Genomic DNA, 18,954 nt, shown 5'->3' on the forward strand with positions numbered 1-18,954 from the left:
GTAGCCCGGATAAGGCGCTACGCGCCGCCATCCGGAGTATTCCCTGCTCGCGCTGCGCTTAGCAGGGCTACGATTCCGGACCGTCGGGTAGCCCGAATAAGGCGCTACGCGCCGCTATCCGGGAAAAGCTCAGTGGCTTTTGCGGATCAGATAGCGGTACGGCAGGGCTTCGGTTTCCTGGGCCACCAGCTCATGCTCCATAAAGCGGCAGAATCCCGGGATATCGCGGGTGGTGGCCGGATCGTCAGCAATAATCAGCAGCGTCTCGCCGACCGGCATCGTCCGCACGGTTTTACGCACCATCATGACCGGCTCCGGGCAGCGGAGCCCCAGGGCATCCAGGGTATGGTCAGGAGTGGAGAAAAGTTCGCTCATTTTAGTCTCACGTTAACAAAACGGCCCTAGTTTACCCCCAGTTCGCCAGTACGCAAGCCAGGTTAACGTTTGCGCGAAAAACAACCATTGCATTACGCCGACAACGCAGTATCATGCAGCCGTTTTTTATTGGGTTCCCTCACCCCAACGTTCCGCTGCCGATTGCTCATTCACCTGAAGCATGACGGGCATAAAAAGGTCACAATATGAATCCGTTTACTACCGTACAGCGCAAAAAAGCGCTCGTCTGGCTTTCGCTATTTCATCTGCTGGTCATCACCTCCAGCAACTATCTGGTTCAGCTGCCGATCTCCATTTTTGGTTTCCATACCACCTGGGGTGCGTTTAGTTTTCCGTTTATCTTTCTCGCCACCGATCTGACGGTACGCATTTTTGGCGCACCGCTGGCGCGACGCATCATTTTCGCGGTGATGGTCCCGGCGCTGGTTATCTCTTACGGCATCTCTGCGCTGTTCTACATGGGCGAGTGGCAGGGCTTTGCCGCGCTGGGCACCTTTAATCTCTTCGTCGCGCGCATCGCCATCGCCAGCTTTATGGCCTATGCACTGGGGCAGATCCTCGACGTCCACGTCTTCAACCGCCTGCGGCAGAGTCGCCGCTGGTGGCTGGCCCCCACCGCCTCGACGCTGTTCGGCAACATCAGCGATACCGTCGCGTTCTTCTTTATCGCTTTCTGGCGCAGCCCGGACCCGTTTATGGCCGCCCACTGGGGGGAAATCGCCCTCGTCGACTACAGCTTTAAAGTGCTTATCAGCATTATTTTCTTCCTGCCGATGTACGGCGTGCTGTTAAATATGCTGTTGAAAAGACTGGCGGATAAATCTGATTTGTCGGCATTACAGCCGAGTTAAAGGTACTCGCGGGCCGATGTGTTAAGATAGCCGGATGAGCCATTAGTGGCCGTTTATCGAAAGGAAGATGTCAATGCGCAATTTGGTTAAATATGTCGGTATTGGCCTGCTGGTAATGGGGCTTGCTGCCTGCGATAACAGCGATTCAAAAGCGCCAACCGTTGGCGCAGCAGCGGAGAGCAATGCCAGCGGCCAGGCAATCAGCCTGCTGGATGGCAAACTGAGCTTCACCCTGCCTGCGGGCATGGCCGACCAGAGCGGCAAACTGGGTACCCAGGCGAACAACATGCACGTCTACTCTGACGCTACCGGCCAGAAAGCGGTCATCGTCATCGTCGGCGACAGCACCAATGAAGATCTGGCGGTACTGGCGAAACGACTGGAAGATCAGCAGCGTAGCCGCGACCCGCAGCTGCAGGTGGTGAGCAATAAATCGCTGGAGATGAAAGGCCATACCCTGCAGCAGCTGGACAGCATCATCTCTGCCAAGGGGCAGACCGCCTGGTCTTCAGTGATCCTCGGCAAAGTGGATGACAAACTGCTGACCCTGCAGGTGACCCTGCCGGCGGACAACCAGCAGCAGGCGCAGACCGAAGCAGAAAGCATCATCAACACCCTCACCATCCAGTAATTACTGGCCTGGTGCGATGGCCTCCGGTTCGCTAACCGGGGGCCGTTTTTTTAGCCGCCAGCCCAACAGCAGCGCCGCCATCACCAGCCCAGCCGCGGCGAGATAAATCATCGAGATCCCGGTCCACGCCATCAACAATCCGGCCAGCGGCCCGGTGACCCCCAACGACAAATCCATAAACACGGTATAGGTCGCCAGCGCCGACCCCTGATTGTGCTGCGGCACCGCTTTGACCGCCACCACCCCCAGCGCCGGGAAGACCAGCGAGAACCCCGCCCCGGTAAGGAAGGTACCGATTTTCGCCAGCAACGGCGTATCGGCAAAGCCGACCAGCAGTAGTCCGATAATCTCCACGCTAAAGCAGAGCATCGCCACGTTCAGTCCACCGAGGCGATTAATGCCGTTAGGAAACAGCAGCCGCGTGCCAACGAACGCGCAGCTGAATAACGTCAGAGCGAAAGCCGCGCCGTCCCAGCCTTTGGCGTCATAAAACAGCGTGATAAAGGTGGCGATCACCCCGAAGCCGGCGGAGGCCAGCGCCAGCGCCATACCGTAAGGCCAGACCCGGCCAAGCACCGCGCGAAACGACATCGCTTTCCCTTTGGTAGCCTTCACCGCCGCGCGGGGCAGCGCACAGAGGATCGCCACCAGCGCCACCGCCATAATGACTACCGCCAGGCCGCTGAGGCCAATGTGTGAATAGCACAGCACGCCGAGCGGCGCGCCCATCGCCATCGCCCCGTAGGTCACAATCCCGTTCCACGAGATCACCCGCCCAATATGCAGCGAACCGACCACGCCGACGCCCCACAGCGTCGAGCCGGTGCCGGCGAAGCTCTGGCCGATACCAAGGATCACCCGTCCGAGGCATAACAGCAGCAGGCTAACCAGAGGCCAGCCGCTGCTCCAGGCCGCCAACAGATAGCTCAAACCGCTCAAAAAACAGCCGCAGAGACCGAAGACGACAATCTTTTTAGGCCCCAGCAGGTCGGCGTAGCGCCCGGCATGCGGGCGGCTGAGCAGCGTGGCGAAATATTGCAGACTAATCACCAGCCCGGCCCAGAAAGCGCTAAAGCCCATGACATCATGCACATAGCCGGGCAGCACCGCCAGCGGCAGGCCGATGGTGAGATAGCTGGCAAAGTTAAAGATAACGACAGAGACAATCCGCAGATTGAGGCGCAGTCCATTGAGCGCCGGCTCGGCGACGGGTTCGGGCATCAGGTTCCACCAGATTTCGACAATCAGCTTTCACTATTACCACGCTGTCGGCGGAAAAGCAGCCCTCCTTTCAGAATATTGGCAGTCGGCGAACCGCTACACTTATCTGGCGCGACTCATAAAAAGGAATACCTATGTCCTCTCCGCAGGCTGATAAAGCCGGGCTCCATATTTTACTTAAGCTGGCAGCGCTGGTGATTATCCTCGCCGGGATCCACGCCGCCGCCGATATTCTGGTGCAGCTGCTGCTGGCGCTGTTTTTCGCTATTGTCCTCAACCCGCTGGTCACCTGGTTCATTCGCCGCGGGGTGCGGCGTCCGTTCGCCATTACCCTGGTGGTAACGGCGATGCTGGTGATGCTCACCGCGCTGCTTGGCGTACTGGCGGCGTCGCTCAATGACTTTGTCGCCATGCTGCCCGATTTCAACCGCGCGCTGACGCGCAAGATCCTCCAGCTCCAGGAGTATCTCCCCTTCCTTAACCTGCATATCAATCCGGAGCGCATGCTGCGGCGCATGGATTCAGAACGGCTGATGACCTGGGCCACGACGCTAATGACCCAGCTTTCCGGGGCGATGGCCAGCATCGTGCTGCTGGTGATGACGGTGATCTTTATGCTGTTTGAGGTTCGCCACCTGCCCTACAAACTGCGTTTTGCCCTCAATAACCCTCGCCTGCATATCGCCGGCTTGCACCGGGCGCTGAAAGGCGTCACCCATTATCTGGCGCTGAAGACGCTGATTAGCCTGTGGACCGGGCTGATTGTCTGGCTGGGGCTGCTGGCGATGGGGGTACAGTTCGCCCTGATGTGGGGGGTGCTGGCGTTTCTGCTGAACTATGTGCCGAACATTGGCTCCGCTATCTCCGCTATCCCCCCGATGCTGCAGGCGCTGCTGTTTAGCGGCATTTATGAGTGCCTGTTGGTCGGGGCGCTGTTTCTGGTGGTGCATATGGTACTGGGCAACATGGTGGAGCCGCGCATGATGGGCCATCGGCTGGGAATGTCGACCCTGGTGGTGTTCCTGTCGTTGCTGGTCTGGGGCTGGCTGCTGGGGCCGGTGGGGATGCTGCTCTCGGTACCGTTAACCAGCGTCTGTAAAATCTGGATGGAGACCACCGTCGGAGGCAGCAAGCTGGCGATCCTGCTCGGCCCGGGCCGTCCCAAAAGCCGGCTCCCCGGCTAGCGGCGTTTGACCGGCCAGAAGATGGTCAACACGCCGGCGACAATGATCGTCACGCCCAGCAGCGATTGCCAGTAGAACGGCTCATGCCAGCCGGGCAACCAGATGGCGGCGGCCCACACGAGGATATAGCTCAGGCTCAGCAGGGCATACGCTTTCGACAGCGGCAGGCGATGCAGGGCAAAGTACCAGCAGACCATCGACAGCAGGTAGCCCAGCAGGCCGAAAAACAGGCCGAAGGTCCCGGGCTGGAAATGCAGCAGATGCTGGAGAAATGCCACAATATCGGTCAGCGGCGGCAAGGCCACCATGGCGCTGCGCAGCAGCAACTGCGCGGCGCTGACGAGGCCGACGCTGAATAATGCCCAGAGAAAGCCCATCAGACGCTGGTCCCCAGAATGACAATGCCCACGACGATCAACCCGACGCCAAGCCAGTGACGGCGAGCGACCGGCTCATGCCAGATGCCCCAGCCCGCGAGGGTAACCCAGACGAAATTCAGGCTCAGCATCGGATAGGCGATGCTGACCGGAATAGACTGCAGCACGCTCAGCCACAGCAGCATGCCGCAGCCCAGGCATAACAGCGCCATCCCCAGCCAGAAGAGTATATGGCGACTCCGCCGTCCGCGACGGGACGGGCGGGTCGCCTGTTTCTGGCAGAGTTGCCCGGCGCAGCTCAGCAGGCTGGCGAACACCAGACAGATCCAGACGCTCATTGCGGCAGATACTGAAGGAAGACCACCCGACCCAGCTCGTAGGCGTTATCTGGCTTCGGTAACGGTAAGTCAACCATACTCTCTCCTTTATCCATCAACAGCACCAGCGAGACCGGCCCCTGCTGACGGTGCGTGGCCAGCCAGTCGGCAAAACCGGCCTGGCTGACAAAGCTTCCCTGAGCATCCGGCCAGTCGAGACCGTACTTCAGCTCACCCTGTTTGTCGAACATAATAATATCGCTGCGCTTCAGCTCCCAGGCCAGGCCGCCGGCGATCCCAACGTTGTTGGTCAGGACGTAACGGCTGGGCTGCAGGGATTCACTGACGATATCCACGAGGAACTGCGGCTGTTTGCTGTCGATAACCCGGTCCGGGATGGCGAAGCCCACCAGCAGCGCCAGGCCGAGCGGACAGAGCGCGGCGAGGCTCCAGCGGCGGCCAGGGTTTTTCATCGCCAGCCAGCCCATCAGCGCCCAGACGGCGAAGGCGATCGCCGCCAGCAGACATTTATACAGCTCAATCTTGGTCCACACCGGCTTGTGCATCACGCCCCAGGGTGAGACCACCAGCACGGCGATCAGCCCCAGCAGGCCAACGCCCAGGTTGATCATCCCGTTGATGCGCAGCGCTTTTGCGCCGGTCTTTGCGGCCTCCAGCGCGTAGCGGGCCATCAGAATCGACAGCGGCGCAAAGCACGGCAGGATATAGGTCGGCAGTTTGCCTTTGGCGATACTGAAGAACAGGAACGGCATCGCCACCCAACCCAGCAGATACAGCGCGCCGCGAGCCTCATCGCGCTCAAGCCAGCCGCGCTTCAGCGCCCCCGGCAGCAGGGCCAGCCACGGCAGGCTGCCGGCGATCAGGAACGGAATGTAGTACCAGAACGGCGCTTTGTGCTGGGCATCTTTTTCGGCAAAACGCTGAATATGCTCGACCCAGAAGAAGTAGCGCCAGAAGTCCGGCTCGCGCTGGGCGATAGCCAGCCCCCAGGGCAGCACCACCAGCGTACAGACGATCACCGCCAGCCAGCCGTAGGTCAGCACTTCACGCCAGCGTTTACGGGCGATCACCCACGGCAGCACGCCCACCACCGGCACCGCCAGCGCCAGGAAGCCCTTGGTCATCACCCCCATACCGCAGGCGACGCCCAGCAGCGCGTAGCCCAGTATTTTGCCGCTGCGGCTCTGCGCCTGCGCCGCGCCCCAGAAGCTGCACATCGCCAGCGCCAGCCACAGGGTGATCATCGGGTCCAGCACCGCATAGGTGCCAATCGCATACACCAGCATCGCGGTAAGGAAAATCACCGGCGACAGGACAGCCACCTTTTTGTCGCGAAAGACGCGCCACGCCAGCCAGGCCACCAGCAGGGCAGTCATGGTGATAGCGAAGACCGACCCAAAGCGTACGCCGAAGTTATTATGGCCAAACAGCCACTGACCGATACTGTTGATCCAGTAACCGGCAATCGGCTTTTCGAAATAGCGCAATCCGAGAAAATGCGGCACCACCCAGTCACCGGTGGCCAGCATTTCACGGCTGATCTCCGCATAGCGGGTTTCATCGGGTTGCCAGAGCAAACGAAAATTAAGCGGCAGCAGGTAATACAGCGCAAACAGCGCAATCAGAGAGACGCCATAGCGAATGCTTTTCATCAAACACCCGAAGTCAGTAATTGTTCACGTCCGAGCCAGCCTTCCCGGCCAGCCAGTTCACCCCGAACCACTTTGCCAGACGGCAGCTCGCTAAAGTCAGCGGGCAGCAGCTGGCTCAGTGGGCAAAACTGAATTTCCTCTTCCGCCGCCATGGTCAGCAGTTCATTGAACTGATCGGCGTAAGCAATACCTTCCACTTCGGCGTGAATGGTATAGACCGGCACGCCCGGGTCGCGATGGATGCAGTCGAGCAGGTAGCGGTTAAAGCCGGCGATATCGACCGCCGTGCCCACCGCCTCATCCCAGGTCGGCAGCGTGACCGGGATCTGCACCGTACCAAACGTGCCGCTACCGAGCTGGGGCAGGAACGGCCGCGTGCCGCGACAGTCGCTGTTGTAGAGAAAATCGAAGGATTCTTTGGCTTTGACCACCCGCTGATCGGCGCGCCAGCCGGCGACAGCCGAACAGGTGACCGGCCGGCCGATGATGCGTTCCAGTTCGAGCAGGCCGCGCTCAACCTCCAGCGCCAGCCGTTCCTGCGGCCAGACGCCGCTCCACGCCTGCCAGCTGTAGTGATCCCAGGCGTGCAGCCCGACTTCATGAGACTCGGCGGCCGCGCGGATCACCGCTTCGTTCCCCGCGCCGATGCGGCGTCCCGGCCACGCGGTGCCAGCCAGCAGAATATCCCAGCCGTACAGCGAAGCCGCTCTGGAACGCAGCATCTTCCACAGAAACTTCGGTTTTACCAGGCGCCACAGATGGCGCCCCATATTGTCCGGCCCGACGCTGAAGAAGAAGCTTGCCTGGATCCCGTGCTGGCCCAGCAGGTCCAGCAGCCGCGGAACGCCGTCCCGCGTTCCGCGAAAGGTATCGACATCTATGCGTAAGCCGACCTGTTTCATGGATTTTTATCGTCCACCAGTTCAACTGTACGCAGGAAGAAGTCCAGCGTGTGTTCGACCGTTTCTTCCATCTCCACCTTCGGTTCCCAGTTCAGGCAGCGTTTGGCGTTGCGAATGCTCGGCTTACGATGCTCAACGTCCTGGTAGCCCTTCCCGTAGTAATCGCTGCTTTCCACTTCACGGAAGCCGGCAAACGGCGGGAAGCGATCGCGCAGCGGATGGCGTTCGAAGCAGGCGAGCAGCATTTCGGCCAGCTCTTTGATGCTCGCTTCGTTTTCCGGGTTGCCGATGTTGATGATCTGCCCGTCGCAGCGGCCGTCTTTGTTCTCGATGATGCGGAACAGCGCTTCGATACCGTCGCTGATATCGGTGAAGCAGCGCTTCTGCTTGCCGCCCTCGATGAGCTTGATCGGCGACCCTTCCACCAGGTTGAGGATCAGCTGGGTGATGGCGCGGGAACTACCGATACGCGCGGCGTTGAGGTTATCCAGGCGCGGTCCCATCCAGTTGAACGGACGGAACAGGGTGAACTTAAGATCGTACTTATCGCCGTAGGCCCAAATCACGCGGTCCAGCAGCTGTTTAGAAACCGAGTAGATCCAACGCTGTTTGTTGATCGGCCCGACCACCAGATTGGAGGTATCTTCGTCGAAGTTTTTGTCGGTGCACATGCCGTACACTTCAGAGGTCGACGGGAAGATGATGCGCTTATTGTATTTCACGCAATCGCGGATGATCTTCAGGTTCTCTTCGAAATCCAGCTCGAACACGCGCAGCGGGTTGCGGGTGTATTCGATAGGGGTGGCGATGGCCACCAGCGGCAACACCACGTCGCATTTCTTAATGTGATACTCGATCCACTCGGAGTGAATGCTGATATCGCCTTCCACGAAGTGGAAACGCGGGCTCTCAAGGAAACGGCTGATGGCGTCGGAGCCGATATCCAGGCCGTAAATTTCATAGTTGTCGTCCTGCAGCAGGCGCTCGGTCAAATGGTTACCGATAAAGCCATTGACGCCAAGGATCAGCACGCGGGTGCGACGCTTAATCGCCACCACCGGTTTGCTGCTGATCACCGCCCCGGACACCAGGCCCAGCGCCTGCGCCAGCTGAGCGCCCTGCATGTACACACCGCGTTCGGTCTGGCCGGTGACAATTTCCAGCGCCCCGTCCTGGCACGCCACGATCAGCGGCGCAACGGAGATAACGGTACCCGGTTTGGCTGCCGGCAGATCGTGGCGGACGCGGGATTTCCAGACGATAAACTTGTTCGCGCCAGCGTAGCCGAAGGCGCCCGGCCACGGATCCGAGACGGCACGCACCAGATTGTGCAGGGTCTGCGCCGGCTGCTCCCAGTCGAGGCGGCCATCCTCAGGGGTACGACGCCCCACGTAGGTCGCCTGGCTGTGATCCTGCGGGCGCTCTGCGGTTTTTCCTTCAAGGATCGCCGGCAACGCCTGGCCCAGCAGCTCAGTGGCGGCGGCGCACAGCTTACGATGCAGCGTCAGGGCCGCGTCATCCGGGCCAATCGCCACGGTTTGCTGGGCGACGATATCGCCGGCATCCGCGCGGTTCACCATGCGGTGCAGGGTGACGCCGGTTTCGCTTTCGCCATTGACCAGCACCCAGTTCAGCGGCGCACGGCCACGATATTTCGGCAGCAGCGAACCGTGCAGGTTGAACGCCCCTTTCGGCGCCAGATTGAGGATCTCATCGCCCAGCAGGTTGCGGTAGTAGAAGGAGAACAGCACGTCCGGCTTCATCTCGCGGATACGCTCAATCCACAGCGGATGGTTCACGTCTTCCGGCGCCCACACTGGAATGCCCTGCTCGGCGGCAAGGCGCGCCACGGAGCCAAAGAAATGGTTTTCGCCAGGGTTATCCGGGTGGGTGAAAATAGCAGCGATATCATACCCGGCGTCCAGCAGGGACTGGATACCGGTGCAGCCCATATCGTGATAAGCGAAGACTACGGCTTTCATGAACGATCTTCCTCTTTAGATGCCGTTTCCGGCTGGCGAACAACACGTTGAATAAAGTAGCGGGGACGAGCGCGAACGTCGTTATAGATGCGTCCGATATACTCGCCGAGCAGGCCCATACCGATAAACTGGGCGCCGATGAACATAAACAGCACGGCGAAGAGCATGAACACCCCTTCCGCCGCCCACTGCGGGCCAAAGGCCAGGCGCAGCACCACCAGCAGCAGGCCGAAGGCGAAGCCCAGGAGGGCAATCACGCTGCCGAAAATGCTGAGCAGACGCAGCGGCGTGGTGGTCAGACAGGTCACCAGGTCGTACATCAGGTTGATCAGGCGCATGAAGCTGTATTTGGAGTCGCCGAATTCGCGCTCGGCATGCATCACCGGGATCTCGACCGCGCGACGGGCGAAGGTATTCGCCAGGATCGGGATAAAGGTGCTGCGCTCGTGGCAGTTGAGCATCGCGTCGATAATATGGCGGCGGTAAGCGCGCAGCATGCAGCCGTAGTCGCCCATCGCTTTGCCGGTGGTGCGCTGGATCAGGCGGTTGATCATCTTCGAGGCGCTTTTGCGGAAGATGCTGTCCTGACGGTTCTGGCGGACGGTGCCCACCACGTCGTAGCCTTCATCAGCCTTCTCTACTAACCGCGGAATTTCCTCCGGTGGGTTTTGCAGATCGGCATCAAGGGTAATAATCAGATCGCCCGTCACATGGCTAAAGCCGGCCATGATCGCCGAGTGCTGGCCGTAGTTACGGTTTAACAGCACGGCGACGACGTGACTGCCTTCCGCCTCGGCGGCTTCGGTCAGCATGCGCGCGGAATCGTCGCTGCTGCCATCGTCGATCAGCAGAATTTCATATTGCCGCCCCAGCGTGGCGCAGGCGGTATCCGTACGACGAAGCAGTTCCGGCAGACTATCCTGTTCGTTATAAACCGGGATAACCACCGAGACCTTCTTCACGGGAGGGTAAGTAAGCATATCAACGTCCTGACAGCTGGCGCAGTGCGGAAATGACGCGAGTGACATCGTCATCGGTCATGTCCGGGAACAACGGGAGAGAACAGATGCGGGCGCTGTTCCATTCGGTATTTGGCAGGGAAACCTCAGGGAAGCGCTCGCGGTAATATTTTTGCGTATGAGCCGCACGGAAATGCAGACCCGTGCCGATACCCATCGCCTTCAGCTTTTCCATCAGCGCGTCGCGGCTGATGCCGCATGCGGCCTCATCGACGCGGATGATAAACAAGTGCCAGGCGTGCTGGTGATCCCATGCCGGGACGGTCAGCGGTTTAAACGGCGTGTCCGCCAGCTCGCGCAGGTAGCGCTGGGCAATCTCGGTCCGGCGCTGATTGGCGTGGCTCAGTTTTTCCAGTTGGACCAGCGCCAGAGCGGCGTTGATATCGGCAAGGTTGTACTTAAAGCCCGGGGTGATCACCTCCGCCTGCGGCGCGCGGCCGTGGGTCTGACGATCATAAGCGTCCACGCCCAGACCATGGAATTTCAGACTGCGGATACGGGAGGCCAGCTCGTCGTCGTCGGTGACAATCAGCCCGCCTTCGGCGCAGGTCATGTTCTTGATCGCGTGGAACGAGAAAATGGCGGTCCCCTGCCAGCCAATGTGGCGGCCTTTATAATGGGTACCCGCCGCATGGGCGGCATCTTCAATCACCGGAATGCCGTGGCGCTCGCCCACCGCGCGAATGGCGTCGATGTCGGCTGGCGCGCCCGCGTAGTGCACGGGAATTATCGCTTTGGTACGCGAAGTGATCGCCGCTTCCACCGCGTCAGGGGTAATCATCAGATTGTCGTTATCGACATCGATCATCACCGGCGTAGCGCCCAGCAGGCAGATCATATTGAGAGTGGAGACCCAGGTCTGGGACGGCGTAATGACTTCATCGCCGGGGCCAATACCCAGCGCCATCAGGGTCACATGCATCCCGCCGGTCGCTGAACTGACGGCAATCGCGTGGCGATTGCCGGTCAGCTGGCAGAATGCCGCTTCGAGTGCCTGATTCTTCGGTCCGGTGGTGATCCAGCCCGACGCTAAAACTTCACGCAGCGCAGCCAGCTCTGCGTCGCCCATCGACGGGCGCGAAAACGGCAAAAAATCGCTCATCATCATCCTGTTCTGTAGTTGACCCACGCACAAATCAGGGTCGTTAGAATAAAATATCCTGCGCCTGCGGACTTAAACGAAATTAAAATGAAGTGAGTTCAGCGCGGCATTCCATTTCAGGGTATTTCGACCACTATTAATGTAGTCGACCTTGCTTAGGATAATATTAAGAAATTAATATTTTCTCAGAATAAGTAATAACTCATTACTAAACAGTATGATAGGAATTTTTTATGGCAGGGGCATGACAGGAAAGCGTTCCTGTTAAGCGGCAAGAAACAGGAACGCAATAGCAAAAAGTAAACGGGAATTAAACCAATACACAATACTTTAATTAGCGATCGTCACGCTTAATGACAAAATGTTAGCGCAGATCACAAAGTTATTTCTGCTGAATTACAAGTTTGCAGGAAAATCCGCAGGTAATTCGCTCGCCGGGCAATTAATGACCTCGTCATTATCGGCGCCACAGTCGCGAATGAAGGTGATAGTGGCGAACTCGTCAATCACTTCCGTTGGATAGGCCGGGCCGGCATCACGGTACGAATTCATCAGCGGAATATGGTCGTTCTGGAAGCAGACGGTTTTTTCCGGGTTATTCATGATCCAGCGCGGGAAGAAAATGGTGCCGTGGAACAGTTTGTCGCCCAGGTTGACGATCAGGCTGACGTCGGTGCCGGTCGGTTCGGTCCAGGAGATTTTGTAGATACTTTCCCCCACCCGCACGATGTACGCTTCCTGATCTTTCGCCCAGCGATTGCCGACGATGCCGCTGTGAATACGGTAGTCGAGGGTGTGGCCATTTTTGACGTAAATCTCGTAGTTCCAGCCGTTGTCGTAGGTATAGACCAGATGTTTACCGATAAAGCCGCTGAGGTCATGTTTGTCGAAAGTGCTCATCATTTATTCTCCTCTGTTTTGTTGAGGACAGCATACGTCTTTAAAAAATGAATGAATAACGCTATGTTTGGATTAAATACATCCAAATTTTAGATTGATTATGCACAAGACAACCCTGGAGCAATGGGCGTTACTCGAAAAGGTAGTGGAATTGGGGAGCTTTGCCAGAGCGGCGGAGGAGACCAACCGCAGTCAGTCTTCGGTGAGCTATAATCTCGCGCTGCTGCAGGAGCGCTTAGGCGTGGCGCTGCTGGCGCCGTCCGGCCGGCGGGCGGTACTCACCCCCGCGGGTGAACTACTGCTAAATCAGGTCAAACCGCTGCTGCAGGCCTTTGCCTACGTCGAGACCCACGCCGCCACCTTACGCAACGGGGCGCGTACCCGCCTGGATCTGGTGGTCGACAGCATTTTCCCGCGCCAGCGGCTGTTCGCGATTTTACGCCAGTTTCAGCAGCGCTATCCCCAGACCCAGGTCAGACTCACCGAAGTGCTGGAAAACGTTGATGACGAGAGCGCGGCGCGGACAGAAGCTGATGTGATGGTGCTGACCCGCCGCCAGGATATTACCGGCCGCGGAGAGTGGCTGATGAATATTGATTTTATCGCCGTCGCCCACCGCGACCACCCTCTCGCCACGCTCGACGGGCCGCTGGAGGACAGCACGCTGGCGCCGTGGCCGCTGGTGCGCATTGCCGATCAGACCGGCGATGGCCAGGCGACGCGTGACGCCTGGACCTTCTCCACCATTGACGCCGCCATTGATGCGGTGATGTATCAGGTCGGGTTCGGCTGGCTGCCGGAAGAGCGCATTCGCCCCCATCTCGACCAGGGCGTGCTGAAGCGGCTGCCCCTCAGCCACGGCGCGCGCCGCGCGACGCCGCTGCACCTGATCGTTAAGCGGGACCTGGCGCCGATCGACGAGCAGGTAGCCACGCTGCTGGGCTTATTCCGGGCGCCCTGAGAAGCGCAGGCGGTGTTTACCGCCCGCGTGTAATGATACGATTTTCTTATACTTTCCGGCGCAATATTGATCCAGGTTACTCCCAAAGTATGATGAATCACTAAAATCGTCATACTTTCCTGTCGCTGAGATCGCCGTCTTGTCTATTATCCGCCTCACCCTGCTGGCGCTGGTTGCCTGCGTCCCTCTGCTGGCTCAGGCCGCGCCGCACCAGCTCACCACCGCCTGGCCGGTTAACGTCGGCCCGCTGAATCCCCATCTCTATACACCCAACCAGATGTTTGCCCAAAGCATGGTCTATGAACCGCTGGTGAAGTATCAGGCTGACGGCAGCGTACAGCCCTGGCTGGCGACCCGCTGGCGTCACGCCGCCGATGGTAAAACCTGGTGGTTCACCCTGCGCGACGATGTGACCTTCTCCAATGGCGAACCGTTTAACGCCCAGGCCGCGGCGGCCAATTTCCAGGCGGTGCTGGCCAACCGCCAACGCCATGCCTGGCTTGAGCTCGCCAACCAGATCACCGACGTGCGGGCGCTCAGCGCCACTGAGTTGCAGATCACTCTGAAAAGCGCCTACGCGCCCTTACTCCAAGAGCTGGCCCTGCCCCGCCCGTTCCGCTTCATCGCGCCCTCGCAGTTTATCGATGGCGGCACCGCCAGGGGCATTAAAGCCCCGATCGGCACCGGTCCGTGGCGACTGGCGAGCTCGCAGCTCAATCAGCGCGATGTGCTGGTACGCAATGAGCGCTACTGGGGTCGTAAACCGGCACTGCAGCAAATCACCATCAAGGTGATCCCCGACGCCACCAGCCGGGCGGTGGCGTTCGAAACCGGGGAAATCGATATGCTCTACGGTGACGAAGGGCTGCTGCCGCTGGACACCTTCGAACGTTTTCGCCATCACCCCGGCTACGTGGCGCGCCTGTCCGCCCCGGTGGAAACGGTGATGCTGGCGCTGAACGCCAGCCAGGGCCCGACCCGCGAGCAGGCGGTTCGTGAGGCGCTCAACTACGCCGTCGATAAACAGACCCTTGTCGATAGCGTGTTGTATGGCACCCAGCAGGTTGCCGACACCCTGTTTGCCCCCTCGGTCCCCTACGCGCCGCAGGATCTGACGCCGCGCCGTTACGATCCGGCAAAAGCCCGCGCCCTGCTGGAGCAGGCTGGCTGGCAGCAGCCAGAGGGCCAGCCCTGGCGACAAAAAGCCGGGCAACCGCTGGCGATTGAGCTGGCGTTTATCGGCACCGACGCGCTGGCTAAATCAATGGCCGAAATTATTCAGGCCAATCTGCGGCAGGTCGGCGTCCAGGTCACCCTGGTGGGTGAGGAGGAGAGCAGCATTTACGCCCGCCAGCGCGAAGGCCGCTTCGGTATGATCTTCAATCGCACCTGGGGCGCGCCCTACGATCCGCATGCCTTTTTAAGCTCGATGCGCGTCCCGTCGCATGCGGATTACCAGGCCCAGCGAGGCCTGCCGGACAAAGCGCTGATTGATAAAGAGATTAACGAAGTACTGACCACGGGGGACGAGGCGCTGCGGAGAAAACGGTACCACGATGTGCTGACCCGCCTGCATCAGGACGCGGTGTACCTGCCCATCAGCTATGTCTCGCTGATGTCGGTTGCGCACCAGGAGGTCGGGGAGATCCCGTTCGCCCCGGTGACCACCGAGATCCCTTTCGATCAGATTAACCCGGTAACGCCATAATGCTACGCTATATTTTACGCCGCCTGCTGCTGCTGATCCCGCTGCTGCTCGCCGCCTCCGCCATCATCTTTCTGCTGCTGCGGCTCGGCACCGGCGACCCGGCGCTGGATTATTTACGCCTGTCGAACCTGCCGCCCACTGAAGAGATGGTTGCCTCGACCCGCGAGCTGCTGGGGCTCAACCAGCCGCTGGCGATGCAGTATCTGCACTGGCTGTGGCGGGCGCTGCACCTGGATTTCGGTCTCTCCTATGCCACCCAGCGCCCGGTGCTGGATGACCTGCTGCACTTCCTGCCAGCCACCCTGCTGCTCACCGGCGCGGCGCTGGCGCTGATCCTCGTCACCTCCCTGCCGCTGGGCATCTGGGCGGCGCGCCATCGCGATCGCCTGCCGGACTATGTGGTACGGCTGATTGCCTTTCTTGGCGTCTCAATGCCGAACTTCTGGCTGGCCTTTCTGCTGGTGATGCTCTTTTCCGTGCATCTGCAGTGGCTCCCGGCGATGGGGTATGGCGACTGGCAGCACCTGATTTTGCCCGCCGTCTCCATCGCCTTTATGTCGCTGGCGATCAACGCCCGCCTGCTGCGCGCCAGCATGCTGGACGCCGCCAGCCAGCGTCACGTGATATGGGCGCGGCTACGCGGATTGAGCGCGCGCCAGGTGGAGCGCCGACATATCCTGCGCAATGCCACCCTGCCGGTGGTGACCGCCCTGGGCATGCACATTGGCGAGCTGATCGGCGGCACCATGATTATCGAAAATATCTTTGCCTGGCCCGGGGTCGGCCGCTACGCGGTTTCCGCCATTTTCAATCGCGATTACCCGGTGATCCAGTGCTTTACCCTGATGATGGTGACGGTGTTCGTGCTGGCTAATCTGGCGGTGGATGTGCTTAACGCGGCGCTCGACCCGCGCCTGCGCCGCCACGAGGAGGTGAGCGCATGAGATGGCTACAAAGCTTTCGCTGGCCGGTAAAACTGGCCATGCTGGTTATCGCGCTGTTGGCAGTCATCGCCATCGGCAGCGGCTGGTGGCTGCCCTGGGATCCAGCGGCGATTGACCTTCAGCAGCGGCTGCTACCGCCGGGCGCAGCGCACTGGCTCGGCACCGATCATCTCGGCCGGGATATTTTCTCACGCCTGCTGGCCGCCACCCGCGTTTCGCTGGGGGCGGTGATGGCTTGTCTGCTGCTGGTGCTGCTGATCGGTCTGGCGGTCGGCGGCAGCGCCGGGCTGCTGGGCGGCCGCGCCGACCGCGGCCTGATGCGCCTCGCCGAACTGTTTATGACCTTTCCGACCTCGATCCTGTCTTTTTTTATGGTGGGGGTGCTGGGTACCGGGTTGACCAACGTGATCCTCGCCATTGCGCTGTCGCACTGGGCCTGGTATGCCAGAATGGTGCGTAACCTGGTGGTTTCCCTGCGCCAGCGCGAATTTATCCTCGCCGCCCGACTGAGCGGCGCCAGCCAGTGGCGGCTGTTCAGCGACCATCTGGCCGGGGCGGTGATCCCCTCGCTGCTGGTGCTCGCCTCGCTGGATATCGGCCATATGATGCTTCACGTGGCCGGCATGTCGTTCCTCGGTCTCGGCGTCAGCGCGCCGACGGCGGAATGGGGGGTAATGATCAACGACGCCCGACAGTATATCTGGACCCAGCCGCTGCAAATGGTCTGGCCGGGGCTGGCGCTGTTCATCAGCGTGATGGCTTTTAACCTGCTGGGCGACGCGCTGCGCGATCGTCTCGATCCCCACCTGATCGCGGAGCATAGCCACTGATGCCGCAGAAGATCCAACTGGAACAGATCTCGCTTGCCGCTGACCGACCGCTGGTCAGCGACGTTTCCTTCACCCTGCGCCGCGGGCAGGTGCTGGCGCTGCTCGGCAGCAGTGGCTGCGGAAAATCGCTGACCTGCGCCGCCGCGCTGGGCATGTTGCCGCCTGGCGTCAGGCAAACCGCCGGCCGGGTGCTGCTCGACGGCATTCCGGTGCACGGCGAACAACTGCGCGGCACGACTATTGCCACCATCATGCAAAACCCACGCAGCGCCTTTAATCCACTGCAGACCATGGCCGCGCACGCCCGGGAAACCTGCCGGGCAGCGGGTCGTGAAACAAATGACGCCGTGCTGCTGGCAGCGATGGAGGAGGTCGGTCTGGACAATCCGCGGGCGTTGCTGAAGCGCTACCCCTTTGAGATGAGCGGCGGCATGCTGCAGCGGATGATGGTCGCTCTCGCCCTGCTCAGCCGCGCGCCCTTTATCATCGCCGACGAGCCGACGACCGATCTCGATGCCATCGCCCAGGCGCGCATTCTCGATCTGCTGGCGGATATCGTCGCCAGGCGCGGTCTGGGGCTGCTGCTGGTGACGCATGATATGGGCGTCGTGGCGCGGCTGGCGCATCACGTGACGGTCATGGAGAACGGTCGCCTCGTTGAACACTGCGATGTGAATACGCTATTTAGCGCCCCGCGGCACCCGCTCAGCCAGCGCCTGCTGGCCGCGCATCTGGCGCTGTACGGCCTGGAGAAAACACCATGAATTTACTCAGCGTCACCGGAGTGAGTCACGATTATCCTCACCACGGCAGGGTCCTACATGCGATCCATCTCGCCATCGCCCCCGGCGAAACGGTGGCCCTGCTCGGACGCAGCGGCTGTGGGAAAAGCACCCTGGCGCGGATGCTGGTGGGTCTGGAAACGCCGCAGCACGGTGATATTGCCTGGCGCGGCACGCCGCTGACTGCCCTCAAGGGCGAGGCCATCGGCGCCTTCCGCCGTGATATTCAGCTGGTATTTCAGGATGCCTTCAGCGCGGTGAATCCGCGCAAAACGGTGCGCGAGATCGTCAGCGAGCCGCTACGCCATCTGTTACGCTTGTCGCGTGAGGCGCGTTCGCGGCGGGTGGAAGAGATGCTGCTGGCCGTCGACCTCGCGCCGTCGCTGCTCGATAAGCGCCCGGCGCAGCTCAGCGGCGGACAGCTGCAGCGCGTCTGCCTGGCACGCGCCCTGGCGGTACGGCCGCAGCTGTTGATCCTGGATGAAGCGGTTTCAAATCTCGATCTGCTGCTGCAGGCGGAGATTATCGCCCTGCTGAAGCGTCTGCAGGCGCAGTTTGACACCGCCTGCCTGTTCATCACCCACGACCTGCGGCTGGTGGAGCGCTTTTGCCAGCGAGTGCTGGTGATGGAGCACGGGCGCATCGTCGAAACCGCGACGGTCAGCTTACCGCTGCGCCTGCACTCCCCTGCCGGACAGGCGCTCCAGCAAGCGGTGCTCCCCCCTTTTCCTGCCACTCTGCTAAACGAGGCCATGCCATGCAGCGCGTAACCCTGACCCTTGATGATGACCTGCTGGCCGCCCTCGATGCGCTCAGCGCCCGCCGTGGCTACCACAATCGCTCGGAGGCGGTACGCGATATTCTGCGCGACGCCCTCAACCAGGATCCTCCGTCGCCGGAATCACAGCGCGGGTATGCCGTCCTGTCGTACGTGTATGAACATGAGAAACGCGAACTGGCGAGCCGGCTGGTGGCCACCCAGCATCATCATCACGATCTCTCCGTCGCCACGCTGCATGTACATATCAGTCATGACGACTGCCTGGAGATTGCGGTGCTGAAAGGAGACATGGCCGAAGTACAGCATTTTGCCGACGAGGTGATTGCCCAGCGCGGCGTGCGCCATGGGCATTTGCAGTGTTTAGCGGATGAAAATTAAAACGATGGCGATCTG

20 protein-coding genes are annotated in these 18,954 nt (G+C 60.4%); 10 read left to right on the plus strand and 10 right to left on the minus strand.

All coding sequences use genetic code 11. From position 1 onward, the window contains the following. Positions 1 to 129 precede the first annotated feature (129 nt). Positions 130 to 375, minus strand: a complete 246-nt coding sequence (gene tusA, locus N438_RS17675) for a sulfurtransferase TusA (RefSeq protein WP_002920858.1) — start codon at positions 373 to 375, stop codon at positions 130 to 132. Between the two features lie 206 nt (positions 376 to 581). Between tusA and N438_RS17680 the strand changes: the two genes are divergently transcribed. Beyond that, entirely contained in the window at positions 582 to 1,247 is a 666-nt protein-coding gene (locus tag N438_RS17680; protein WP_116696393.1) for a 7-cyano-7-deazaguanine/7-aminomethyl-7-deazaguanine transporter, read from the plus strand. Between the two features lie 73 nt (positions 1,248 to 1,320). Further along, positions 1,321 to 1,878 carry a DcrB family lipoprotein gene (locus tag N438_RS17685; RefSeq protein ID WP_012540380.1) on the plus strand — a complete coding sequence of 186 codons (558 nt, stop codon included), beginning with the start codon at positions 1,321 to 1,323 and terminating at the stop codon, positions 1,876 to 1,878. Here N438_RS17685 and N438_RS17690 read toward each other — a convergent pair whose 3' ends face one another. Next, complete coding sequence (locus N438_RS17690) at positions 1,879 to 3,099, minus strand: MFS transporter (protein ID WP_008806959.1); 1,221 nt, start codon at positions 3,097 to 3,099, stop codon at positions 1,879 to 1,881. A gap of 134 nt (positions 3,100 to 3,233) precedes the next feature. On the opposite strand from N438_RS17690, the gene N438_RS17695 reads away from it, so the two are divergent. Then, positions 3,234 to 4,283 (plus strand): AI-2E family transporter, encoded by a 1,050-nt coding sequence (locus N438_RS17695; RefSeq protein ID WP_008806958.1) that lies wholly within the window; start codon positions 3,234 to 3,236, stop codon positions 4,281 to 4,283. Here the strand turns inward: N438_RS17695 and arnF are convergent. From arnF to N438_RS17735, 8 genes are all read right to left on the minus strand, one after another. After that, a complete protein-coding gene (arnF, locus tag N438_RS17700; RefSeq protein WP_008806957.1) occupies positions 4,280 to 4,660 on the minus strand; it encodes a 4-amino-4-deoxy-L-arabinose-phosphoundecaprenol flippase subunit ArnF in 381 nt (126 codons plus the stop codon). The two genes, N438_RS17695 and arnF, sit on opposite strands and share 4 nt — an antisense overlap. Next, a complete protein-coding gene (arnE, locus tag N438_RS17705) occupies positions 4,660 to 4,998 on the minus strand; it encodes a 4-amino-4-deoxy-L-arabinose-phosphoundecaprenol flippase subunit ArnE (RefSeq protein ID WP_008806956.1) in 339 nt (112 codons plus the stop codon). The genes arnF and arnE overlap by 1 nt, the downstream gene beginning before the upstream one ends. Continuing rightward, entirely contained in the window at positions 4,995 to 6,650 is a 1,656-nt protein-coding gene (gene arnT, locus N438_RS17710) for a lipid IV(A) 4-amino-4-deoxy-L-arabinosyltransferase (protein ID WP_008806955.1), read from the minus strand. The genes arnE and arnT overlap by 4 nt, the downstream gene beginning before the upstream one ends. Beyond that, positions 6,650 to 7,552, minus strand: coding sequence for a 4-deoxy-4-formamido-L-arabinose-phosphoundecaprenol deformylase (gene arnD / locus N438_RS17715; protein ID WP_008806954.1), 903 nt, complete (start codon positions 7,550 to 7,552; stop codon positions 6,650 to 6,652). The genes arnT and arnD overlap by 1 nt, the downstream gene beginning before the upstream one ends. After that, positions 7,549 to 9,534 (minus strand): bifunctional UDP-4-amino-4-deoxy-L-arabinose formyltransferase/UDP-glucuronic acid oxidase ArnA, encoded by a 1,986-nt coding sequence (gene arnA, locus N438_RS17720; protein WP_008806953.1) that lies wholly within the window; start codon positions 9,532 to 9,534, stop codon positions 7,549 to 7,551. Before arnA ends, arnD begins: the two co-directional genes overlap by 4 nt. Further along, positions 9,531 to 10,514: an undecaprenyl-phosphate 4-deoxy-4-formamido-L-arabinose transferase gene (gene arnC, locus N438_RS17725; RefSeq protein ID WP_008806952.1), complete on the minus strand. Its 984-nt coding sequence runs from the start codon at positions 10,512 to 10,514 to the stop codon at positions 9,531 to 9,533. The genes arnA and arnC overlap by 4 nt, the downstream gene beginning before the upstream one ends. Position 10,515: 1 nt before the next feature. Further along, positions 10,516 to 11,655, minus strand: coding sequence for a UDP-4-amino-4-deoxy-L-arabinose aminotransferase (gene arnB, locus N438_RS17730; protein WP_012540377.1), 1,140 nt, complete (start codon positions 11,653 to 11,655; stop codon positions 10,516 to 10,518). A gap of 396 nt (positions 11,656 to 12,051) precedes the next feature. Further along, positions 12,052 to 12,558: a phenolic acid decarboxylase gene (locus N438_RS17735; RefSeq protein ID WP_165818806.1), complete on the minus strand. Its 507-nt coding sequence runs from the start codon at positions 12,556 to 12,558 to the stop codon at positions 12,052 to 12,054. A gap of 97 nt (positions 12,559 to 12,655) precedes the next feature. On the opposite strand from N438_RS17735, the gene N438_RS17740 reads away from it, so the two are divergent. From N438_RS17740 to nikR, 7 genes are all read left to right on the plus strand, one after another. Further along, positions 12,656 to 13,516: a LysR family transcriptional regulator gene (locus tag N438_RS17740; RefSeq protein WP_008806950.1), complete on the plus strand. Its 861-nt coding sequence runs from the start codon at positions 12,656 to 12,658 to the stop codon at positions 13,514 to 13,516. Positions 13,517 to 13,655: 139 nt separating this feature from the next. Beyond that, positions 13,656 to 15,224 (plus strand): nickel ABC transporter substrate-binding protein, encoded by a 1,569-nt coding sequence (gene nikA, locus N438_RS17745; protein ID WP_110234104.1) that lies wholly within the window; start codon positions 13,656 to 13,658, stop codon positions 15,222 to 15,224. Then, positions 15,224 to 16,168, plus strand: a complete 945-nt coding sequence (gene nikB, locus N438_RS17750) for a nickel ABC transporter permease subunit NikB (protein WP_008806948.1) — start codon at positions 15,224 to 15,226, stop codon at positions 16,166 to 16,168. The genes nikA and nikB overlap by 1 nt, the downstream gene beginning before the upstream one ends. Next, the gene (gene nikC / locus N438_RS17755) at positions 16,165 to 16,998 is read left to right on the plus strand and encodes a nickel ABC transporter permease subunit NikC (RefSeq protein WP_012967107.1); all 834 of its coding nucleotides are present in this window, start codon (positions 16,165 to 16,167) and stop codon (positions 16,996 to 16,998) included. Before nikB ends, nikC begins: the two co-directional genes overlap by 4 nt. Then, a complete protein-coding gene (locus N438_RS17760; protein WP_008806946.1) occupies positions 16,998 to 17,762 on the plus strand; it encodes a nickel import ATP-binding protein NikD in 765 nt (254 codons plus the stop codon). Before nikC ends, N438_RS17760 begins: the two co-directional genes overlap by 1 nt. Then, positions 17,759 to 18,550, plus strand: coding sequence for a nickel import ATP-binding protein NikE (nikE, locus tag N438_RS17765; protein ID WP_012540373.1), 792 nt, complete (start codon positions 17,759 to 17,761; stop codon positions 18,548 to 18,550). The genes N438_RS17760 and nikE overlap by 4 nt, the downstream gene beginning before the upstream one ends. Next, the gene (gene nikR / locus N438_RS17770; RefSeq protein WP_022066421.1) at positions 18,538 to 18,939 is read left to right on the plus strand and encodes a nickel-responsive transcriptional regulator NikR; all 402 of its coding nucleotides are present in this window, start codon (positions 18,538 to 18,540) and stop codon (positions 18,937 to 18,939) included. Before nikE ends, nikR begins: the two co-directional genes overlap by 13 nt. Positions 18,940 to 18,954: the final 15 nt, after the last annotated feature.

Origin of the sequence: Klebsiella sp. GL120222-02 (genome assembly GCF_003097195.1) — a bacterium.
In the GTDB taxonomy this organism is placed as follows: domain Bacteria; phylum Pseudomonadota; class Gammaproteobacteria; order Enterobacterales; family Enterobacteriaceae; genus Klebsiella; species Klebsiella variicola.

What these genes read in the sequence shown, in the direction of transcription:
- tusA (WP_002920858.1), bottom strand. Translation starts at nt 375, where the DNA reads ATGAGCGAACTTTTCTCCACTCCTGACCATACCCTGGATGCCCTGGGG.
- N438_RS17680 (WP_116696393.1), top strand. Translation starts at nt 582, where the DNA reads ATGAATCCGTTTACTACCGTACAGCGCAAAAAAGCGCTCGTCTGGCTT.
- N438_RS17685 (WP_012540380.1), top strand. Translation starts at nt 1,321, where the DNA reads ATGCGCAATTTGGTTAAATATGTCGGTATTGGCCTGCTGGTAATGGGG.
- N438_RS17690 (WP_008806959.1), bottom strand. Translation starts at nt 3,099, where the DNA reads ATGCCCGAACCCGTCGCCGAGCCGGCGCTCAATGGACTGCGCCTCAAT.
- N438_RS17695 (WP_008806958.1), top strand. Translation starts at nt 3,234, where the DNA reads ATGTCCTCTCCGCAGGCTGATAAAGCCGGGCTCCATATTTTACTTAAG.
- arnF (WP_008806957.1), bottom strand. Translation starts at nt 4,660, where the DNA reads ATGGGCTTTCTCTGGGCATTATTCAGCGTCGGCCTCGTCAGCGCCGCG.
- arnE (WP_008806956.1), bottom strand. Translation starts at nt 4,998, where the DNA reads ATGAGCGTCTGGATCTGTCTGGTGTTCGCCAGCCTGCTGAGCTGCGCC.
- arnT (WP_008806955.1), bottom strand. Translation starts at nt 6,650, where the DNA reads ATGAAAAGCATTCGCTATGGCGTCTCTCTGATTGCGCTGTTTGCGCTG.
- arnD (WP_008806954.1), bottom strand. Translation starts at nt 7,552, where the DNA reads ATGAAACAGGTCGGCTTACGCATAGATGTCGATACCTTTCGCGGAACG.
- arnA (WP_008806953.1), bottom strand. Translation starts at nt 9,534, where the DNA reads ATGAAAGCCGTAGTCTTCGCTTATCACGATATGGGCTGCACCGGTATC.
- arnC (WP_008806952.1), bottom strand. Translation starts at nt 10,514, where the DNA reads ATGCTTACTTACCCTCCCGTGAAGAAGGTCTCGGTGGTTATCCCGGTT.
- arnB (WP_012540377.1), bottom strand. Translation starts at nt 11,655, where the DNA reads ATGAGCGATTTTTTGCCGTTTTCGCGCCCGTCGATGGGCGACGCAGAG.
- N438_RS17735 (WP_165818806.1), bottom strand. Translation starts at nt 12,558, where the DNA reads ATGATGAGCACTTTCGACAAACATGACCTCAGCGGCTTTATCGGTAAA.
- N438_RS17740 (WP_008806950.1), top strand. Translation starts at nt 12,656, where the DNA reads ATGCACAAGACAACCCTGGAGCAATGGGCGTTACTCGAAAAGGTAGTG.
- nikB (WP_008806948.1), top strand. Translation starts at nt 15,224, where the DNA reads ATGCTACGCTATATTTTACGCCGCCTGCTGCTGCTGATCCCGCTGCTG.
- nikC (WP_012967107.1), top strand. Translation starts at nt 16,165, where the DNA reads ATGAGATGGCTACAAAGCTTTCGCTGGCCGGTAAAACTGGCCATGCTG.
- N438_RS17760 (WP_008806946.1), top strand. Translation starts at nt 16,998, where the DNA reads ATGCCGCAGAAGATCCAACTGGAACAGATCTCGCTTGCCGCTGACCGA.
- nikE (WP_012540373.1), top strand. Translation starts at nt 17,759, where the DNA reads ATGAATTTACTCAGCGTCACCGGAGTGAGTCACGATTATCCTCACCAC.
- nikR (WP_022066421.1), top strand. Translation starts at nt 18,538, where the DNA reads ATGCAGCGCGTAACCCTGACCCTTGATGATGACCTGCTGGCCGCCCTC.